Origin of the sequence: Frateuria sp. GZRe14, assembly GCF_051900395.1 — a bacterium.
Taxonomy (GTDB): Bacteria; Pseudomonadota; Gammaproteobacteria; order Xanthomonadales; family Rhodanobacteraceae; genus Frateuria_A; species Frateuria_A edaphi.
The window spans coordinates 2067097-2085887 of sequence record NZ_JBHZGJ010000001.1 but is presented as its reverse complement, the minus strand read 5'-3'; the positions used below and the strand labels follow the sequence as shown (position 1 = coordinate 2085887).

Here is an 18791-nt window from a genome sequence, read left to right as displayed (position 1 = left end):
CGGTGATCACTTGATCGGTGGTGCCGGTCAGAGGCAAGCCGGCCTGGAGGACGTCAAGACCCCGGACTCAAGGTACGGCGCGGGCTAGGTAGCCGATCTCGCGTTGTGAGCCAGACTGCGTGGTAGCTTTGATTTCTGTCCCAGAAATCAAACAAGCATGAGCACGTCCAGCAACAACCGCGGGGGCATCCGCCCCGGCGCCGGCCGGCCCGGCGCGCCCTCTCAGCGTATCCGCGTCCCCGAGCCCCACGTGCCCGTGGTCCTTAGCTTGATCGAACGTCTGCGCAGGGAGGACGCCGAGGGCATCGAGCACCTCGGCATCGTCGCCGAGGCCAGCCCCTGGCTACTCCGACACTTCACCGAGGTGCCGTGCGGTTTTGCGTCCCCCGCCGAGGACTACGAAGAGAGCCCGATCGACCTCAACACGGTGGTGATGGATCCGCATCACCGTGAGGCGACCTACCTGGTGCGCGCCAAGGGGCACTCGATGACCGGCGCGGGCATCAACGATGGTGACGAGCTGGTCGTCGATCGCGCCCTGGAGCCGCGCAATGGCTCCATCGTCATCGCCGTCTACCAGGGCAAGGCCACCTGCAAACGCTTGCGCTACATGGCGAACGGCCGCCCCTTCCTGAAAGCCGAGAATCCTCACTACGAGGACCGCATCATCGCCGAAGGCGACGAATTCGAGATCTGGGGCGTGGTCCGGTACGCCTTGCACAAGCTCATCTGATGGCCACGCGCTTCGCGCTCGTGGACGTCAACAACTTCTACGTCTCCTGCGAGCGGTTGTATGACCCTACGCTCCTCGGCGTGCCGACGGTCGTTCTCTCCAACGGGGACGGTTGCGTGGTCGCGCGCTCGGCGGAGGTAAAGGCGCTGGGGGTGCGCATGGGGACCCCTTGGCATCAGATGCAGGGCTTGGCGCAACAGCATGGCATTCAGTACCGGTCCTCGAACTACACCCTCTATGGGGATATGAGCCGTCGAACGATGAACGTGATCGGGCAGTTCGTGGCGCGCCAAGACCAGGAGGTCTACAGCATCGACGAATCGTTCCTGGATCTCCGTCGCTACCCGCGCGCAGATGGTGCTGCACTAGGCAGGCAGATCCGCCAGCGTGTAGCCCAGTGGTGCGGGCTGCCGGTATGCGTCGGCGTGGGTGCCACACGCACGCTGGCCAAACTGGCCAATCACCTGGCGAAGAAGCGGCCGGAGTTCGGTGGAGTGTGTGACCTCACGGCCATGGCTGCTCGGGATTTCACCGACGTTGCCGCGACGGTCGCCGTCGGCGACGTTTGGGGCATCGGCGGCAAGCTCTCGGCCCACCTGAACAGCATGGGCATCCATACGGTCGCGCAGCTTACGGGCACTGACCCCAAACGCCTGCGGGAACGCCTGGGCGTGGTGGTCGAGCGCACGGTACGCGAGCTCCAAGGGATCGCCTGCCAAGGGCTGGACGTGGTCGGACCGCGCCAGCAAATCATTGCCTCGCGGTCCTTCGGCAACCCGGTTTACACGCATGAGGATCTGAAGGCGGCAGTGCAGACCCACGTCGGCCGCGCGACTTACAAGTTGCGGGGGCAGGGGAGTCGGGCCGGCACCGTGAAGGTCTGGCTGGAAACCAATCGCTTCCGACCGCAGGACGCGCAATACCACCCTTGTGCCGGGGTGCGCCTGCCAACCCCAAGCGATGATCTGGCCGAGTTGACGCGCGCCGCCGACGTCGTGCTCGCGCGGATTTTCAAGGCGGGCTACCGCTACACCAAGGCCGGCGTCACGCTCGAAGACCTGGCCGACCAAACGCACGTGCAAGGAGGGTTGTTCGATGCGGCCGAGGCAAGCCCCCGACGCCAAACCTTGATGGGCACGCTCGATCGCATCCACGCCCGTTTCGGGCGCATGGAAATTGGCATGGGGCACGCCGGCGTCAAAGCAAGCAAGGGATGGACGATGCGGCGCGGGCAGCTCTCTCCGGCGTACACCACCGACTGGGCCCAACTGCTGGTCGTCGAAGCGTAGTTCACCAAGTTATCGGGGTAGGGTCGACGTCTGCTTCCGACCCGAAGCGGACATTCGGGCGAAAAACTTGAATCGAGGCAACTCCGGGTTGCTACGTCTGAATGGGGCGCCTCAGGGTTCTGGCGACAACGGGGTTGCGGGGTTTGCGCCCGCACGCCCCTGTGCGTAGGCTTTAATGCACAGGGGGGAGTGCCATGGTGATGCCGATTTGGGGATGGGGTCTTGTCGTACTGGCGAGCACTTTGGGTGTGCTCTGGCGCTGGACGACGCGCCGCCAGCTGCTCAGCCAACTCAGCGAGCGCGATCGTCAGGTCCAAGAGCTACGCGATCGCGTTGACGCACTCGCCCGTGATGCGGCACGCCTGCCGGACGCCTTGGATCGGGTCGTCGAAATGGAGACCACGGCCAAGCAGCTCCAGCAGGCAATCACCGAGGCCACCGCCCGAGAGGCGGGTCTGCAGGCCCAGCGGCAAACCGCGCTGGAGCAGGTCGCGGTCCTACAACAAGAACGGGACACTGCCCGCGCTTCCCTTGAGCTCGAGAGAGACGCAGCGTCCCAGTTGCGGGCCGCACACGAGCGGGCTGCGGCCGAACGCACGGCCGCCACCGACCAAGCGGGTGTCCTGCAGGCGGAACGCGATGCTGCCCGGCTCGCACTCGATGCGGAGAAGGACGCGACGGCCCAACTGCGCGCCGCGAACGCGCGCGCCATTGCCGAACGCGCGGCCGCCGTTGAGGCCTACGAGGGCGTCAAGCAATTCCTGACCAACGCAGAAGAACAGCTGCGCAACGCATTTCTTGCCGCGTCGAGCCAGGTATTTGATCAGAAGGCCGCCGCGCTCGATCAACGCATCAAGGACTCCGGCGAGGCTTCCAAACGCGGTCTCGATGAGACCTTGAAGCCCTTCGCAGACCGCATCGCGGAATTCCAGGCCGAGGCGCGCAAGTTGCACGACGACTCGGCCACTAAGGTCGCCACACTCACCGGCAATATCCAAAATCTCCAGACGCTGAACCAGCACATGGCGACCGCGACGGAGAATCTAGCGCGCGCGCTCAAGGGCAACGCCAAAGCGCGTGGCGACTGGGGCGAAATGATTCTCGATACCGTACTCAAGGCCTCGGGCCTCGAAGAAGGCACGAACTTCCTCAAGCAAGATCCCAACCGCGACGAGGAATCCGGCCGTTTGCGCAAGCCCGACGTCATCGTGAACCTGCCCGACGGACAGCAGGTCGTTGTCGACTCCAAGGTCAACTTGGTCGCTTGGGCAGACGCATGCAATGCGGAGTCGCCGGAAAGCTACCAAGACGCGCTCATTCGCCACACGGCCGCGCTGCGCCAGCACGTGCGGGACTTGGCCGACAAGAATTACCCCAAGGTCGTCGGTCCGTCCGCATTGGACATGACCATTCTCTTCGTACCGATCGAGGGGGCGTTGGCGGCCGCCCTGTCGGTCAACCACGACCTGCAGACCGAGGCGTTTGCCAAGCGCGTCGTGTTCGCATCACCCAACACGCTTATGGCGATGCTGCGAGTGGTCGAACGTCTGTGGATGCGCGACAAGCTTCAGAAACAAGTCGGCAAGATCGGTGAGGAAGCCGGCAAGCTGCTCGATTCGCTGGCGGCATTCTTGGAGGAATTCCAAGCCATCGGCAACAGTCTCGACAAGACCCGCGGCGTCTTCGACACGGCGCGCAACCGCCTCATCGAGTCGCCGCAATCGGTGACTGCGCGCGCCAAGCGCCTGGTCGAGGCCGGGGCCAAAGGGAAGAAGGCTCTCCCCGATGAGCTGCTGCCTGTCATGGATGTCCCCGCGCTTTCGCTGGAGACGACGCTCGACTAGTCCGGGCGACGACCCTGTACTGCGCCGGCACGGAAGCGGTTGCAGGTCCAATCAAGCAGCCGTTGAAGCCTAAGAGAAGGGAGGCCGCTTTAACCCGAAGCGGACATCGGAATGTTCAAGGCGCATTTCCTGTCAGCAGATTCGTAATCCCGTCGTCGTCCGGATAGATAGGTAAATCAGGGTGCAGGCCGCTGCCGGGGCTGACCCGGCAGCGGCGGGGGCTTTCCGGCTTTTAGAAGGGGGGCGATTGGCTGACCAGTGACTCGATCGTCGGGGCATGGGGACTTCCGGTTTTTCCGCCCAGGGCCCGACCGAAGGTATGCTCCTCCAGGGTTGGGGGCGCCGGCAAGGACTTCCGGTTTTTGAGCCGACGCTTCGACTGGGGACACTAAACGACCCGCTGCTCGGGGGCGTGCCGAAGGGCTTCCGGTTTTTTTACCCACGCTACGACTGGTGGGGAAACGACCCCATTGCACGTTCGACGCTGGCCCGTGGCCTGCCGCGATCGCGTAAGGCGCCAGATCGGATGGTCCGCTCTTGCGCTCGAAGAGGTCGGAAAGCCTGGAGGAAAGTAGCCGCATGAAAGCCGACCTAGAACCACCTGACAGCGAACGAGGGCAGCCGCCCCAAGGCCGACTTCCCGAAGTGATAAGCCAAATCGACGCACTCGAAGCGCTCAGCCGCGATGAGCGACTGGCCCGCCTCAAGCAAGCGGCACGAAAGAGAGATCTGCGCGCCGAAGCGTTGCTGTACAGCGTATGTGCAGGCCATGACGCCAGAGACCAAGAGCTTTACTGGGCCGCATTCGAGGCTTTGGTCAAAGCCGCCACCCCGATGATCGCCGGCCGCATGCGCCGGTTGTACGGCATCTCCCATGACGATCTGCTCGATCACCAGCAGCTGATCTTCGAGAGCGTGCTCAAGAGCGTAGAACGCAAAGATCCGGGCCTGGAGTACGGCATCCGACGCTTCTCCTCTTACCTGATCTGTCGTTCGATCGATGCCATGCGCTCGCGGCACCACCCCTGGACGCGCAACCTCGAGCCGGCGTTGGAAAAGGTCGATGAGGATGACGACGGCGACGGCAAGCTGATCGCGCCTGACTGGGATCCGCCGGATCTGGAGTTCGAGCCCGAAGCCCGTGCTCTGGCTCACGAAGAGCTCGTGGCTCTCCAGCGCCGCCTGTCCGATCTGCCCCAAAAGGCCATCGAAGCGTTCTTGCTCTGGCGCGTGCTGCAACGAACCCAACCCCAAATTGCACAGCAGCTGGGCGTCTCCGACCGCACCGTTCGCGAGTGGGTCGGCAAGGTCGCCAAAGCGCTTGGTGAAAGGAAAGATCTATGAACCACAAGAATATTCCCGACGACGTCCTCGGCGCCTTCGCCGCGGCGGCAGACCGCCCGTCCAAGGCCCTAGTGGACGAATGGACCGAAAAGTACCCGCAGTTCGAGAAGGAAATCGTCGACTTCGCCCTCGAATGGATGGCGACGGTGCTGGTCGGCAGCGAGCCGCTAGCCGAAGAGGACGAAGACCAGCTAGTCAGCAACACCATAAGCCACCTGCAGCGGGTTAGCCAAAATCAAGATCATGTCGCCGCCGCGCCGGCGCCGGAGCGATCGGCCGGAGCGACCCGCGACCAGATCCAGCGCGTGGAGGCGGCGTTTCGTGCGCGCGGACCCCAGGCCGCGTGGACGAAGAGCCTGGGAATCGACGATTCAATCCTGGCTCTGTTTGAGGAGCACATGATCTTGCCGCCGGTGCCTCAACGTCTGCTCAGCGCCCTTTCGTCCGCGCTCAACGAAAGCGTGGAGGCAGTCAGCGCCTGGTTGTTTCAAAGTAACCGGCGAGTGGTCCTGGCGCGCTCGGCGACCAAAGCACCCACGCGTACGCACTGGACGTTCAAGCAGGCCGTCGAAAACTCCACGCTATCGGATGAAGCCAAGCAGCAATGGCTTCGTGAGAGCGTATAGACCATGCCCGCCGTGGATGCGTTCATTTCGGTCCGACTCCAGGCGCAAGAGGTGCGCGAGCGCCTGCAGCAAAAAACAAGCTGTGGCCAAGCGGCCCAGGAGCTGTTGCAGGCCGCGATGGAGGATGCCGAGCTCACCGTCTTGCACGTGCCCGCCGACTACCCCTTGCTCGGGGGCGGCATGGGCGCGCTGCAACGCAAGAGTCAGCGCATCATCGTTTCTGCCGCGCTTGGCCCGGAAGCGAAGGTCTTCGTCCAAGCCCACGAGTTCGGTCATTGGGTGATTGAATCGCCCGCCGATCCGGTGCTGGTGAGCTTTGATGTCGACCCCGAAGGCCCTGAGCAGGCCACGCCCCTCGGCATCGGGCGCGTGGAAGGCTACAGCGCGCTGGAATTGCGCGAGCGCTATGCCAACGTGTTCGCGCGCGAATTCTTGTTGCCGGTCGGCCTAGCCCGGCACCTGTTCATCGAGCAGCAGTGGCCGGCCTCGAAGATCGCCAGCGAGCTTGGAATAGCATCGGGCTTGGTCTACCAACAGCTTCAGTACGCCTTGCTGGTGCCCGATCCGCCGCCTGTGCAACCGGACAAACCGCTCGCGAGACTGGACCCGTCACAGCGAATCGCCGCCCATCACGTAGGCACGCCGGCGCTGGTGGAAGCCGGGCCGGGCACGGGCAAGACGCGCACGCTGATTGGGCGCATCGAGCATCTGCTCAAGGAGGACACCGATCCGCGTTCGATCTTGGCGCTGACCTTCTCCAACAAGGCGGCGCGCGAGATCAAAGAGCGCATTGCACGCACTATCCCGGCCGCGAACGAGCTGTGGGCTGGGACCTTCCACGCCTTCGGCCTGGAATTGTTGCGCAAACACGCCGCCCAAGCGGGCCTACCCGAGCCAGTGCGCGTGGTGGATCCGGCCGAAGCCCTCGAGCGCCTGGAAGCGGTGCTGCCCAGCCTGGAGTTGCACTACTACCTGCGCGTGAACGATCCGCTCGCCCAGATCCAGCCGGTGCTGGGCGCGATCTCGCGCGCCAAGGATGAGCTATGCACGCCGGCCCAATACGCCGCGTTGGCGGCGCAAATGGCCCAGGGCGCGCAAACCGATGCCGAACGCGAAGCGGCTGAACGAGCCGACGAAGTATCGAGGGTCTATGCCCGCTACGAGTTGATGCTCGAAGAAGCGGGGGCGGTGGACTTCGGCGACCTGATCTGGCGCGCCATCCGCCTGCTGGAAGAGCACCCCGAGGTACTGACCGAGGTCCGCGGCCAGTTCGCCCACGTGCTCGTGGACGAATACCAGGACGTCAACCGCGCTAGCTCGCGCTTGCTGAAGTTGCTTGCGGGCGAGGGCGAGCGCTTATGGGTGGTCGGTGATGTGCGCCAGGCGATCTACCGGTTCCGCGGCGCATCGCCGGGCAACATGCGCCTGTTCACCACCGAATACCCAGGGGCCAAGGTGTTGCCGCTGGAGTGCAACTACCGCTCCGGGCAACGCATCATCGATACCTACACGACCTTTGCCCGAAGCCTGGACGATTCGGTCTGGCGCGCGGCCATGCAGCTCAATGCCGATCGTGGGGAAGGCCATTGGCCCCAACTGCTGGCCGCACCGGACCTAGATTCGGAAGTCAGTGCCATCGCGCAGACGATTGAGGCCCACCGCCAGCAAGGCGTGGCCTACCGCGACCAGGCCATCATCGTGCGCACTCATACCCACGCCGAGCGTATCGCCGTGCGTTTGCAGGCATTGGGCGTACCGTCGATGTATTTGGGGGACATCTTCGAGCGCGCGGAAGTGCGCGATTTGCTGGCGCTGATTTCGTTCGTCGCCGAACCCAGCCGCGGTGCCCTGCTGCGACTGGCGGCCACCGGCGCCTACGGCATGCCCCTGGAGGACGTGCGCGCCTTCTTGCAGCACGCGCACGCGGCCCAGCGCATGCCGCTAGCGGCTTTATCAGACCCCGTGGTCGTCGCCGCGTGCTCGCCGGCCGGGCGCGCGGCCCTGGAGCGCCTGCGCGATGACCTGGCCGGCGTGTCGTTCGAATCGACCGTCCCGCAAGTGCTCCATCACGTGCTGTTCGAGCGCCGCGCCCTAATCGATGCGCTCTTGGAAGGAGAGGGTAGCTCCGCCCAGCAGCGCCGTCTGGCCGTCTTCCAGCTGCTGCAGTTCGCCGCCGAACATTTTGACCCACGCAAGGGCAACTCCAAGAAGAACCTGTTGCGCTGGATCCGCCGGCTCGAGCAATTCGGTGAGGAGCGAGCCCTTCGCGAGTTGCCGGTGGCCGCCGCCTCGATCGATGCGGTGCGGCTGATGACAGTCCACGCGAGCAAGGGCCTGGAATTTCCGGTGGTGTACGTGCCGTACCTGGCCACCAGCCACTTTCCGCAGTCAGGCCGGTACGTTCCGTGCCCGCCGCCGACCGGCATGCTGCGCGCCGAGGATGTTAGCGACCGGTTCGAGGAAGAGAGCTTGTTCTACGTGGCGCTCTCTCGCGCACGCGACCATCTGCATCTGTCGCGAGCCCAGCGGCTGGGCGCACGCAATGCCTCCGAATCCAAGTTCCTGTCGGCCATCGCGGGGCATGTGACGCGCACCAACGCCCCCCAATGCGCGTCCTTGCCGATCGCCGAAGACCTGCCCGCGCGCCCAGAGCTCAAGCTGGAGCCGCCGATCCACGAGGCACGCGAGCTGGACCAGTACGAGCGGTGTCCACGCAAGTACGCCTACTCACGAAGCTTGGGTCTGCACGCCAGCGGGGACGATGACGGCTACGCACGCTTCCACCGTTCGGTCTACGCGGTCTTGTCGTGGGTGTTGCAGCAGCGGCAAACGCGTGAGGTGCCACTGGAGGAGTACTGGCCTCAGCTTGAGCAAGTGTGGGCGACCCAAGGGCCCGGCGATCATCCGTTTTCGCCGCTCTACAAAGACTTCGCCGTGCGCTTGCTCACCAAGGCGCAAGAGCATCTAAGCGCGCCCGGGGCGATTTCCCAGCCGGTGGAGGTGGACGTGGGCGGCGTGCGCGTGCGCGTGGAGCTCGACCAAGCCGAACCGGGCAACGGCGGCATGGTGCGCCGCTACAAGACTGGACGCCGCCCCAAAAAAGTGAAGGCGGAGCTGCCCGACATCTTGCGGCTGCTGGCCGGCCAGCAGCTCTACGGAAAGCGCGCCCGTTTGCAGATGCACTATCTGACCTCCGGCGACACCGTCGATCTGGAAATCACCGGCAAGCAGTTCGATGCCACCGTGGACCAGGTGCGCACGATTGCCAACGCCATCGCGGCCGGCGATTTCCCTCCAAACATCAGCGATCAATGCCCACGTTGCCCCTTCTTCTTTTTGTGCCCAGCGATTCCGGCGGTCGCGGTGGCTTCCTGAGTCGGGCGCGCCTGGCCGCTGTTTCTTCGCGACTTTCATAATCATCTTCCGGTTTTTTCTAGCGCTACGCGACTAGCTGTGTGACGGCATTGGAATTCCCCAATGACGAATGACACAGAGGGTGCTGTAGCGTGAAAAACATCAAGATCGTATTGCAGCGCGGCGGCGCTGCGCGGGTGCTGGTCGGCGACGTGAACGGCCAACAGACGGTAGGTGAGGCGCTCGAGGCGCTGGGCGGCACCGACATCGGGCAGGACTTAATTCACGCCGAGGACCACGACGGTCCGGTCGACCTGAAGACGCCGGTACAGGCGCTGGTTTCGGGCGAAGGCGAGGGCGGGCCGGCGCTGCTGCGCTTGCACCAGGGACGCTGCCAGCGCGTCAGCGTCAACGTCACATTCAACGGGGTGACGAAGTCGCGCGACTTCCCCCCGGTGACGCGAGTGGGCCACGTGCATCAGTGGGCGACGCACAGTGCCTTCGGGATGTCGCCGCGCGATGCGGCCGAGCACGTGCTCGAGCTCGAGGGTGGCGACGAACGCCCCGACTCGGACACCCAGATCGGCACGCAGACCGATGGCACGCTGTGCGCGGTGGCCTTCGACCTGGTGCCCTTCAAGCGGGTGGAGGGCTGACATGACGTCCTTGGATCAACAGGCCTTCGAGGCCGACGTCAATTCCGGGGCTTTCCTCAATGGCTCTTTTTCGGGCCGTTGGGGACTGAACTCGATCGCCTGGCCGCACGCACTGATCTGGGTGCGTGCCGGCGACGGCAGCCAGCTGCTGCTGCGCTTCGAGCTGACCAACTACCCGCGCGACGCACCCACGGCGCAGCCGTGGGATGGCGAGTCCAACGCCGCCCTGCCTCCGTCGCGTTGGCCGCGCGGCCACGACCGGATCAACGCCGCGTTCAACCCGAACTGGAACGCCAGCGCGCTGTACATCCCTTGCGATCGCATCGCGATCCAGGGGCACGAGGCCTGGCGCCAGCAGCATCCGTCGATGCTGTGGGATCCGGCCGTGGGTATCCACCGTTACGTGCGGGTCGTGTCCGACCTGCTGGGGTCGCCTGATTATGCCCGCGCCCAGTGAACTTCGGATGCCGTGCCGGCTGTGGGACGGTCTGGTCGCGCAATTGCATGCGCGCACTGGCGGCGAGACCCACGAATCGGGCGCCTTCCTGCTCGGGCAGATGACCGAGCACGTCCGTCGCGTCAGCGAAGTGCTGTACTTCGATGACCTGCACCCGGATGTGCACGCCCGTGGCGTCGTGGACTTGCCCGCGGCGGCGTTTCGCCGTCTGTGGGCGATCGTGCGCGAGCGCGGCGTGCAGGTGGTGGGCGATATGCACGTGCACCCGCGCAGCGCCCGTCAAAGCTGCATCGATCGCCAGAACCCGCTGATCGCCATGCGCGGCCACGTCGCAATCATCTTGCCCAACTTCGCGCGACCGCGAATCCGCCGCTGGTCAGTGGGCGTGTACGTCTACGAAGGGGACCACCAATGGCAGGCGGTAGGCGGGTGCGGCCACCGGTTCTTGGTGCTGGAGGATGACCATGAGTGAGTCGATGGAAGAACTGGGCGAGCGCCTGAGCCGCGTGCTCAAGATGGTTCTGGACACCGGCGAGGCGGCTTCCGAGGCCGAGGCGCTGGAAATTTTTGCCCGCTATCGCGTGCAGCTGATCTTTGGTCCCGACTTGGATGAGATGGCGCAAGCCGCCTTGCTCACTGCCGCCGCCACCGCGTTGCCGTGCCTGCTGGGCGGCGTGAGCTACCTGGGGCCCGAGCAGCCGCTGCGCGCGCGCTGGCGGGGGCATCCGGATGCGCCGGCGCCTTCGGGCTTGGCCGCGACCCTGGAAGCCTTCGGTGTCACGCGAGCAAGCGGGCGAGATCCCCAGCTGCCTTGCCTGGTGATCGGACGGGCGCAGGCCGACGGTTTTGGCGTGCGCGCCAGCTTCGATGGATGGACAGCCGCGGTGCTGCAGTTGGAAGACGAGCCACTGGCCGAGCAGGGCAACTGCGCGGCCGCGGCCGTGCTCGCAGGCGCGATGGCAGTGAGCGAGATCTTCCAGTTCTTCCGGGGCACGCAGCCGCTGGCCTGCCATCGGCGCATCGGCTGGTCGTTGTGGGATCCCGCGGTGCCGTGGGCGGCGGCCGCGCCTGGTCCGGCGCTCACGGTGCTGCCGCAAGCGGCATGGCTGGTGGGCTTGGGAAACTTGGGCCAGGCCTACCTCTGGACCTTGGGCCTGCTGCCTTACGGCGCCGACCCGTGCGAGCTGGTGCTGCAGGATTTCGATCGGGTTTCGCTCGCGAATAAGAGCACCTCTTTGCTCAGCCGCGAGGTCGATATGGGACGCCGCAAGACGCGCATGGCGGCGGACTGGGCCGAGCACCGCGGCTTTCGCACGACGCTCATCGAACGGCGTTTCGCCGCCAACTTCACCATAGCCAACGACGAGCCGGTCGTGGCGCTGATGGGTGTGGACAATCCGGCGGCGCGACGGCTGGTCGAGCAGGTGGGCTTTTCCCGGGTGATCGAAGCCGGCCTCGGACGCGGCCCGGGGGATTACCTCGGCATCACCGTGCACACGTTTCCGGCCTCGCGGCCGGCGCTGGATTGCTGGAGGGACCCGGCAACCGTGCAGAGCGACGTGACTCCAGTTCCCTTCGACCAAGCGGCCTACCAGCAGTTGCTGGCCGACAGCGGCGATCGCTGCGGCGCACTGCGCCTGGCCGGGCGCAGCGTTGCCACGCCCTTCACTGGTGCGGTCGCGGGCGCGTTAGTGATCGGCGAGTTGCTGCGGCTTTGTCACGGCGGGGCGCGAGTGGAGTACACCGCGCTGCATCTGGCTCGGCCGCATGAGCGCACGGTCGTGGCCGGGGTGCCGTGGCCGGTCAGCAACCCGGGGCTCGTCGCGCCCGCGCTGCCGGTGTAGGCGAGCCTGGAGTTAACGCAGCTGCTTGTACACGGCCGCGCCGGCGGACGTGTGTTTTGGGACTGAACACGCTGCGGATGTCCGCTTTTGGCCGGGAGCAGACACCTGGCCCTCGACCATAGCTCGTCGCGTTCGCGGAGCGCGCGCTGTGATGCGACCATGGCACTGGTGAGAGCGCTGCATTTCGACGGTCGAGGCCAGCTACGGCTGTTTGAGCAGCCGCCGCGAAGCGCGAGCAAGAGCTTCCTCGTCGTTGATCAAAAACCCGTCCGGCACCAACTGATGCCCCGTCTCAAAATTATCGTCACCTAGGGATTTCGCATGGCAGCTCTAACGATTCCCGGCGCCGTGGTCCAACTACTTGCGATCGTCGAGCAACTTCGTGCTAGCTACCCAAGTAAGCGGTTCACGCTCGACGGCCGACTGGTCGGCGACATCGGCGAAATCCTCGTCGAGCAATCCTACGCCTTGAGGCTTCACGAGGGCTTGCAACGTCACCATGACGGGATTTGCTGGGCCGGGCGCAATGTGCAGATCAAGGCTACGCTGAAAGACAGCGTGACCTTTCCATGCGACCACGTCCCCGATCACTACATCGCGGTCAAGATCAGGCCGGACGGTTCGTTCGACGAAGTGTTCAACGGGCCTGGGGCGGTAGCGCAACGGGCGATTGCCAAGCGCAAGGTCAGCAAGACGAACTTGCATTCGATCTCACTCAGCGCCCTCCGCAGTTTGCAGAAGACAGTCAGACAGCAGGATCAAATCCCGCGGCGCGCGGAGCTTGAAGTGGTCACCTAGCCTAATGCGCTAAAAGCCGGTCCGCGCGCGAGCGGCGGACAGCTAGATGGGCGAGCGCTCTCTCGATATTTTGGGTACATGCGTGGGTATAAATGGCACTCCATGCTTAACAGACGCCAATCTAAACAATGGTTTGTGCTGCTTTACGAGTCTCCCCTTGGCACCAACATCGGAGCGAACGATTCGTACGCTTCCCGAAAGACCCGCCGGATGGCGGGTTTTTTGTTTGCGCGGCGCGCGAATGCTTGCATTGCGGAGAGCGCCCGCCTACTTTTCGTTGACTATTCCCAAGGAGGGCTTGAAGTGATCAACATCGTGCTCGTGGACGATCACGAACTGGTACGTACCGGCTTTCGGATGATCCTGCAGCAGCAGCCGGACGTACGCATCAAGGGTGAGGCAGGGACGGCGGAAGAGGGGTTGCGGTTGATCCGCACGCTGGCGCCGGACGTGGCGCTGGTCGACGTACACATGCCGGGCATGAGCGGCATCGAGCTGACCGAGCGGGTCATCCGCGCCAAGCTCAACACCCACATCATCATCATCACCGTGGTCGACGACGCGCGCTTTCCCAAGCGGCTGCTCGACGCGGGCGCGCTCGGCTACCTGACCAAGGGTTGCTCGGCCGACGAATTGCTGGTGGCGGTGCGCCAGGTGGCCAGTGGGCGCCGTTACCTGGCGCCGGCGGTCGCGCAACAACTGGCCCTGGCTACGCTCGACGGCAACAGCGGCTCGCCGTTCGACGCGCTGTCCAGCCGCGAGCTGGAGGTCGCCATGATGCTGGTCCGCGGCAAGCCGCTGACGGTGATCGGCGATCAGCTCAACCTGAGCCCCAAGACCGTTTCCACCTACAAGCAGCGGCTGATGGAGAAGCTGCAGGTGGAGCACGTGATCGGCCTGGCGCACCTGATGACGGTGCACGGACTGCTGGACGCACCCAACCAGGTGGGCTGAGGCCTGCGCGCACGGCCACCTGCAGGCAGGCACGGCTATTCCAGACGGGTTGCGGGAGAGCATCTGCGCGCGACCATCATGTCCGGTCACAGCACAGCCGCGCTCCTGCAATCGACGTTCGCTGGTCGGGGACAAAAAAAAAGCCGGACTTGCGTCCGGCTTTTTCATGCTTCGGTTCGGCGAAATCTCAGCCCTGCGCGGCATCCTTGGGGGGATGCTGGTCATTCGACGGTGCCGGCTCATGCGGCGCTTCCACGGGCGGGACGACGCTCGCGCGAGGGGTTGCCTGACCAAGCAGATCGCCCTGCTTCGGCATCGGCGCCGGAGCGGGAGCTTCGGACGGAGCCGGTTGTTGCCCGGCTTCCTCGCGAGTTGGCGTTTCCGCCTCCGTCGCGGGTTCGGCGGCCATGACCGGCGTTGCGGGCGGTTCCTGCACCGGTTCCGGCGCGGAAATGGCCAGCGGAGCCTCCGGCACGGGTGCCTGGACTGGCACCGCAGCCACGGGGGTAGCAGCCGGCGCAGGTGCCGATTCCTCGACATCGACCCCGGTCGCAGCCGGGATCGGCGGAAGCGGCGGCAGGTTGAATGCGGTGGGCGTCGGCGCGGGAGTGACTGCCTCCGGCACCCTGGACTCGCCTGGCTGGAATTCGGCCCGCGATGTGACCGCCGGCATGGCCTCGGTCTCGACCTGGATCGACTCGAGGCCCGGACCAGCGGCCACGGCGGCGGTGACGGCCGCGGCTACCGGGGCACTCGACGGCGCCTGATCTGCGCGGCCGGTCGGTGCGTCGGATTCGCCACCCTCGCCACCCTCGCGATCCTCATCATCCAGCTCATCGAGCTGGGTCGACGCTCCATCCTGGGCGACCGTGCCATCCTCGTGACGGCGACGACGACGACCACCACGACGGCCACGACGGCGACGCGGCTGGCTGCCTTCCGACTCGGGCTTGGCTTCCGGAGCGACAACACCCGTATCGGTCTGGGTCACGACCGGTGCCTCGATCTCCTTGACCGGCTCGCTGGCCGGTGTCGGCGCGGAGGCCACAGCCGGCTGCTCCGCCCGCGGCGGACGCGGGGCGCGCTCCGGCCTGGCTGGCGTCTGCTTGCGCGGCTCCTGGTTCTCGTTGCTGGCCGACATCTCGGGGGCGGGTTTGGGCTGGCGCGGTTGCTGCTCCTTGGCCGGCTGCTGCTGCGGTTGACGCGAACCCGCCTCGTTGCCGCGCTGGCGCGGGTTGTTGTTCTTCCCCGCGCCGCCCTTCGGTTGCTGCTGCGACTGTGCCTGAGCCTGGTCACGACGTCCCGAGCGCTGGCCATTCTGGCCCTGCTGCTGCGGGCGGTTGCGATCGTCGCGACGACCCTGGCGGGTGGTCGGCTGCTCGGTCCGTTTACGTTCCCTGGTTTCGACAGGTGCCGGTTCGGCGGTGCCGCGGAACCAACCCAGCAGGCGCGAAATCACGCCGCCCTGCGGAGCGGGCGCGCTTGCAGGACGCGGACGCGGTGCGGCCGGGGCGGGCGCCGGAGCCGGCGTTTCCTCGCGCACCGGCGCCGGCGTGGCCGGCACGATGCCGCTGACGGCCGGTTGCTCGGAGCTGCCCAAGGCCTGGCCCATCTTCGGGATCGGCGCGGCCTCGACTGCGGTCAGGCGCTCGTAGCTGGGCTTGCTGTGCTCGCCCATATCCGCTTCGCGGATGCGCTGGATCTCGATATGCGGGGTTTCGAGGTTGTCGTCGGCGACGATGACCACGTGCACCTTGTTGCGCAGCTCGATCTCGACCACGCTGGCGCGCTTCTCGTTGAGCATGAAGTTGGCCACCGCGGGCGGGGCCTGCACCAGCACCTGGCCGGTGTTGTCCTTCATGGCATGCTCTTCGATCAGCCGCAGGGTCGAGAGCGCCAGCGATTCGATACCACGGATGTGGCCGTGGCCCTCGCAGCGCGGGCAGACGATCTGAGTGGCTTCGCCCAGGCTCGGGCGCAGGCGCTGGCGCGACATTTCCAGCAGGCCGAAGCGGCTGATGCGGCCAATCTGGACACGTGCGCGATCGAGCTTGAGCGCGTCCTTGAGCTTTTCCTCGACCTCGCGCTGGTGGCGCGGACTGTCCATGTCGATGAAGTCGATGACGATCAGGCCGCCGGCGTCGCGGATGCGCAGCTGGCGGGCGATCTCGACCGCCGCTTCGACGTTGGTGTTGAACGCGGTCTCCTCGATGTCCGAGCCCTTGGTGGCCTTGGAGGAGTTGATGTCGATCGCGGTCAGCGCTTCGGTCTGGTCGATCACGATCGAGCCGCCCGAAGGCAGGCGGACCTGGCGGTCGAACGCGCTCTCGATCTGCGTTTCGATCTGGTAGCGCGAGAAGAGCGGGGTATCGTCCTTGTACAGCTTGAGCTTGCGCAGCGCGTTGGGCATCACCTGCTGCATGAACTCGCGCGCGTCGTTGTATAGCGATTCCTCGTCGATGAGGATCTCGCCGATGTCGTTGCGCAGGTAATCGCGCAGGGCGCGGATGAAGAGCTTCGATTCCTGGTAGATCAGGAACGGGGCCTTCTGCTTGGCCGCGGCCTCGGAGATCGAGCGCCACAGGGTGAGCAGGTAGTCCAGGTCCCACTGCAGCTCTTCGGCGTCGCGGCCCATGCCGGCGGTGCGCACGATCAGGCCGACGTCTTCGGGAACGGTGAGATGGTCGAGCGCTTCCTTAAGGGCCTGGCGGTCCTCGCCCTCGATCCGGCGCGAGACGCCGCCGGCCTTGGGGTTGTTCGGCATCAGCACCATGTAGCGGCCGGCCAGCGAGATGAACGTGGTCAGCGCCGCGCCCTTGTTGCCGCGCTCTTCCTTCTCGACCTGGACGACCAGTTCCTGGCCTTCCTTGAGCAGCTCGCGAATGCTGGACTTGTTCGGGTTCAGGCCCGGGGTGAAGTACTGGTCGGCGATTTCCTTCAACGGAAGGAAGCCGTGGCGCTCGGCGCCATAGTCGATGAAGCAGGCTTCGAGCGATTGCTCGACGCGGGTGATGCGGCCTTTGTAGATGTTGGCCTTTTTCTGCTCGCGGGAGGGGATCTCGATATCGAGGTCGTACAGGGTCTGGCCATCGACAATGGCCACGCGCAACTCTTCACGCTGAGTTGCGTTGATCAACATGCGTTTCATTGTAGTTATCTTCCTTCGGCCTGGCCGCGCGTCGCGTGCCACGGTGGCGCCTAGAGGGGCTGCCTGCCGGGATCGCGCCGCTGCGGGTGGGCGGCAAATAAAACCGGCATCGTCCGACACCGGGGTGATTCGTGGCACGCGCTCCTGCCGTCTCGCCACCCCCTGGCGGCGGACAACGACACCCCGAACCGTTACGATGAAAGGGAGTTTACGGCCGGCTGCCGGGGTGGCCACCGGCGCAATCCTCGCCGACGTCGCGGACGGGCGTCCCCCACCAAATCGAGCTCGATAGAGGGACATAAAGCGCCCGCCGAGTATCCTATTACCCCAGGTTTTTTTCAATGCAGACGGTAACTTCCCATGACGCACCTAAAGGTGTGCGTCAAGTCGATATCGGCCCCGAGCGCGACGGCCAGCGGATCGACAATGCCTTGGTGACCCTGCTCAAGGGCGTCCCCAAGAGCATGATCTACCGCCTGCTGAGGACCGGGCAGGTGCGAGTGAACGGCAAGCGGGCCAAGCCGGACACCCGTCTCAGCGCTGGCGATACGCTGCGCATCCCGCCGGTGCGCACGGCCGAGAAGGCGCCCGATCGAGGGCCGTCCGCCGAGATGGTGGCCGCGGTCGCCGAAGCGGTCATCTTCGAGGACAAGCACTTCCTGGCGATCGACAAGCCCTCCGGGATTGCCAGCCATGGCGGCTCCGGCGTGAGCCACGGCGCCATCGAACTGCTGCGCGCCGCCCGTCCGGACCAGCACCTGGAACTGGTTCATCGGCTCGACCGGGATACCAGCGGCGTGCTGGTGTTTGCCAAGACCCGCGCCGGACTTACCGGGCTCCAGGCGGCGATCCGCGCCGGCGAGGTCACCAAGCAATACCTCTGCCTGATGGTCGGCCATCCGCCCAAGGCGCGCTTCGACGTCAACGCGCCCCTGCTGAAATCGGTGCTCCAGGGCGGAGAACGAATGGTAAGAGTGTCCGATAACGGCAAGCCGTCATTGACTTTTTTCCGCGAGATGGAGCAGCTCACCGGCGCCCGCCTGATGCAGGCGACCTTGGGCACCGGGCGAACCCACCAGATCCGCGTGCACGCGGCCCACATCGGCCATCCCCTGGCCGGTGACACCAAGTACGGTGATCGCGAGGCCAACAAGCGCTTCCGCGAAAAGGGGTTGCAGCGGCTGTTCCTGCATGCCGCGCACATGGGTTTCGAGTTGGAAGGCCGGGCGTATGGCTTCTCCGCCCCCTTGCCGGACGACTTGAAGAATTTCCTCGATGTCCTTGGTGACAAAGGGAAAAGCAACCGCTGGCTCAGGCCAGCAGCGCCTCGACCCGGGCCGCGCAAACAAAATCGTTGAGTGAAAGACCGCCCACGTCGTGGGTCGACCACAGCACTTGGCAATGCCCGTAACCGGCCTCGAGATCGGGGTGGTGGTCCTCGCGATTGGCCATGAAGCCGACCGCGTTGATGAAACCCAGGGTGCGGTGGAAGTCCTCGAAGCGGAAGTCCTTGACGATGGCCTTGCCGTCGTTGGCCAGCTCCCAACCGGGTAGTTGCGCCAGCAGTTCCTGCACCTGGTGTGGTGCGATCGCGTGTTCCTTGCCCTTGCGCGGTTGGCAGTGCTGGTTGGAAAGATCGGTGCGGTTCATTGCGGACTCCGGCCATGGAAAAGGCGAAGCGTCCGAGTTGCACCGGAAAAAGTCAAAACTGACCGGTACGGGGCCACTGGTGGGTCATGCTGTT

15 protein-coding genes are annotated in these 18791 nt (G+C 65.3%); 13 read left to right on the top strand and 2 right to left on the bottom strand.

Annotated elements, in window-relative coordinates:
* Positions 1-157 precede the first annotated feature (157 nt).
* From ACFWZ1_RS09555 to ACFWZ1_RS09500, 12 genes are all read left to right on the top strand, one after another.
* The gene (locus tag ACFWZ1_RS09555; RefSeq protein WP_439666241.1) at positions 158-733 is read left to right on the top strand and encodes a LexA family protein; all 576 of its coding nucleotides are present in this window, start codon (positions 158-160) and stop codon (positions 731-733) included.
* Positions 733-2022, top strand: coding sequence for a Y-family DNA polymerase (locus ACFWZ1_RS09550; protein WP_439666240.1), 1290 nt, complete (start codon positions 733-735; stop codon positions 2020-2022). The genes ACFWZ1_RS09555 and ACFWZ1_RS09550 overlap by 1 nt, the downstream gene beginning before the upstream one ends.
* Positions 2023-2216: 194 nt before the next feature.
* Entirely contained in the window at positions 2217-3866 is a 1650-nt protein-coding gene (gene rmuC / locus ACFWZ1_RS09545; RefSeq protein ID WP_439666239.1) for a DNA recombination protein RmuC, read from the top strand.
* Between the two features lie 579 nt (positions 3867-4445).
* Positions 4446-5210, top strand: a complete 765-nt coding sequence (locus ACFWZ1_RS09540; protein WP_439666238.1) for an RNA polymerase sigma factor — start codon at positions 4446-4448, stop codon at positions 5208-5210.
* Positions 5207-5836, top strand: coding sequence for a hypothetical protein (locus ACFWZ1_RS09535; protein ID WP_439666237.1), 630 nt, complete (start codon positions 5207-5209; stop codon positions 5834-5836). The genes ACFWZ1_RS09540 and ACFWZ1_RS09535 overlap by 4 nt, the downstream gene beginning before the upstream one ends.
* Before the next feature lie 3 nt (positions 5837-5839).
* Positions 5840-9211 carry a UvrD-helicase domain-containing protein gene (locus ACFWZ1_RS09530; RefSeq protein ID WP_439666236.1) on the top strand — a complete coding sequence of 1124 codons (3372 nt, stop codon included), beginning with the start codon at positions 5840-5842 and terminating at the stop codon, positions 9209-9211.
* Between the two features lie 131 nt (positions 9212-9342).
* The gene (locus ACFWZ1_RS09525; RefSeq protein WP_439666235.1) at positions 9343-9846 is read left to right on the top strand and encodes a hypothetical protein; all 504 of its coding nucleotides are present in this window, start codon (positions 9343-9345) and stop codon (positions 9844-9846) included.
* 1 nt (position 9847) lies between these two features.
* Positions 9848-10303 (top strand): DUF7665 family protein, encoded by a 456-nt coding sequence (locus ACFWZ1_RS09520; RefSeq protein ID WP_439666234.1) that lies wholly within the window; start codon positions 9848-9850, stop codon positions 10301-10303.
* Positions 10304-10310: 7 nt separating this feature from the next.
* The gene (locus ACFWZ1_RS09515) at positions 10311-10775 is read left to right on the top strand and encodes a hypothetical protein (protein WP_439666233.1); all 465 of its coding nucleotides are present in this window, start codon (positions 10311-10313) and stop codon (positions 10773-10775) included.
* Positions 10768-12147 carry a ThiF family adenylyltransferase gene (locus ACFWZ1_RS09510; RefSeq protein WP_439666232.1) on the top strand — a complete coding sequence of 460 codons (1380 nt, stop codon included), beginning with the start codon at positions 10768-10770 and terminating at the stop codon, positions 12145-12147. Before ACFWZ1_RS09515 ends, ACFWZ1_RS09510 begins: the two co-directional genes overlap by 8 nt.
* 321 nt (positions 12148-12468) lie before the next feature.
* Positions 12469-12945 carry a DUF6998 domain-containing protein gene (locus ACFWZ1_RS09505; RefSeq protein WP_439666231.1) on the top strand — a complete coding sequence of 159 codons (477 nt, stop codon included), beginning with the start codon at positions 12469-12471 and terminating at the stop codon, positions 12943-12945.
* Between the two features lie 303 nt (positions 12946-13248).
* Positions 13249-13899, top strand: a complete 651-nt coding sequence (locus ACFWZ1_RS09500) for a response regulator (RefSeq protein WP_231325814.1) — start codon at positions 13249-13251, stop codon at positions 13897-13899.
* 187 nt (positions 13900-14086) lie between these two features.
* On the opposite strand, the gene ACFWZ1_RS09495 is transcribed toward ACFWZ1_RS09500, so the two are convergent.
* Positions 14087-17047 (bottom strand): Rne/Rng family ribonuclease, encoded by a 2961-nt coding sequence (locus ACFWZ1_RS09495; RefSeq protein ID WP_439666230.1) that lies wholly within the window; start codon positions 17045-17047, stop codon positions 14087-14089.
* Positions 17048-17388: 341 nt separating this feature from the next.
* On the opposite strand from ACFWZ1_RS09495, the gene ACFWZ1_RS09490 reads away from it, so the two are divergent.
* Positions 17389-18405 carry an RluA family pseudouridine synthase gene (locus ACFWZ1_RS09490; protein ID WP_439666229.1) on the top strand — a complete coding sequence of 339 codons (1017 nt, stop codon included), beginning with the start codon at positions 17389-17391 and terminating at the stop codon, positions 18403-18405.
* Here the strand turns inward: ACFWZ1_RS09490 and ACFWZ1_RS09485 are convergent.
* A complete protein-coding gene (locus ACFWZ1_RS09485) occupies positions 18359-18697 on the bottom strand; it encodes a 4a-hydroxytetrahydrobiopterin dehydratase (protein WP_231325812.1) in 339 nt (112 codons plus the stop codon). The genes ACFWZ1_RS09490 and ACFWZ1_RS09485 overlap by 47 nt on opposite strands.
* Positions 18698-18791 lie beyond the last annotated feature (94 nt).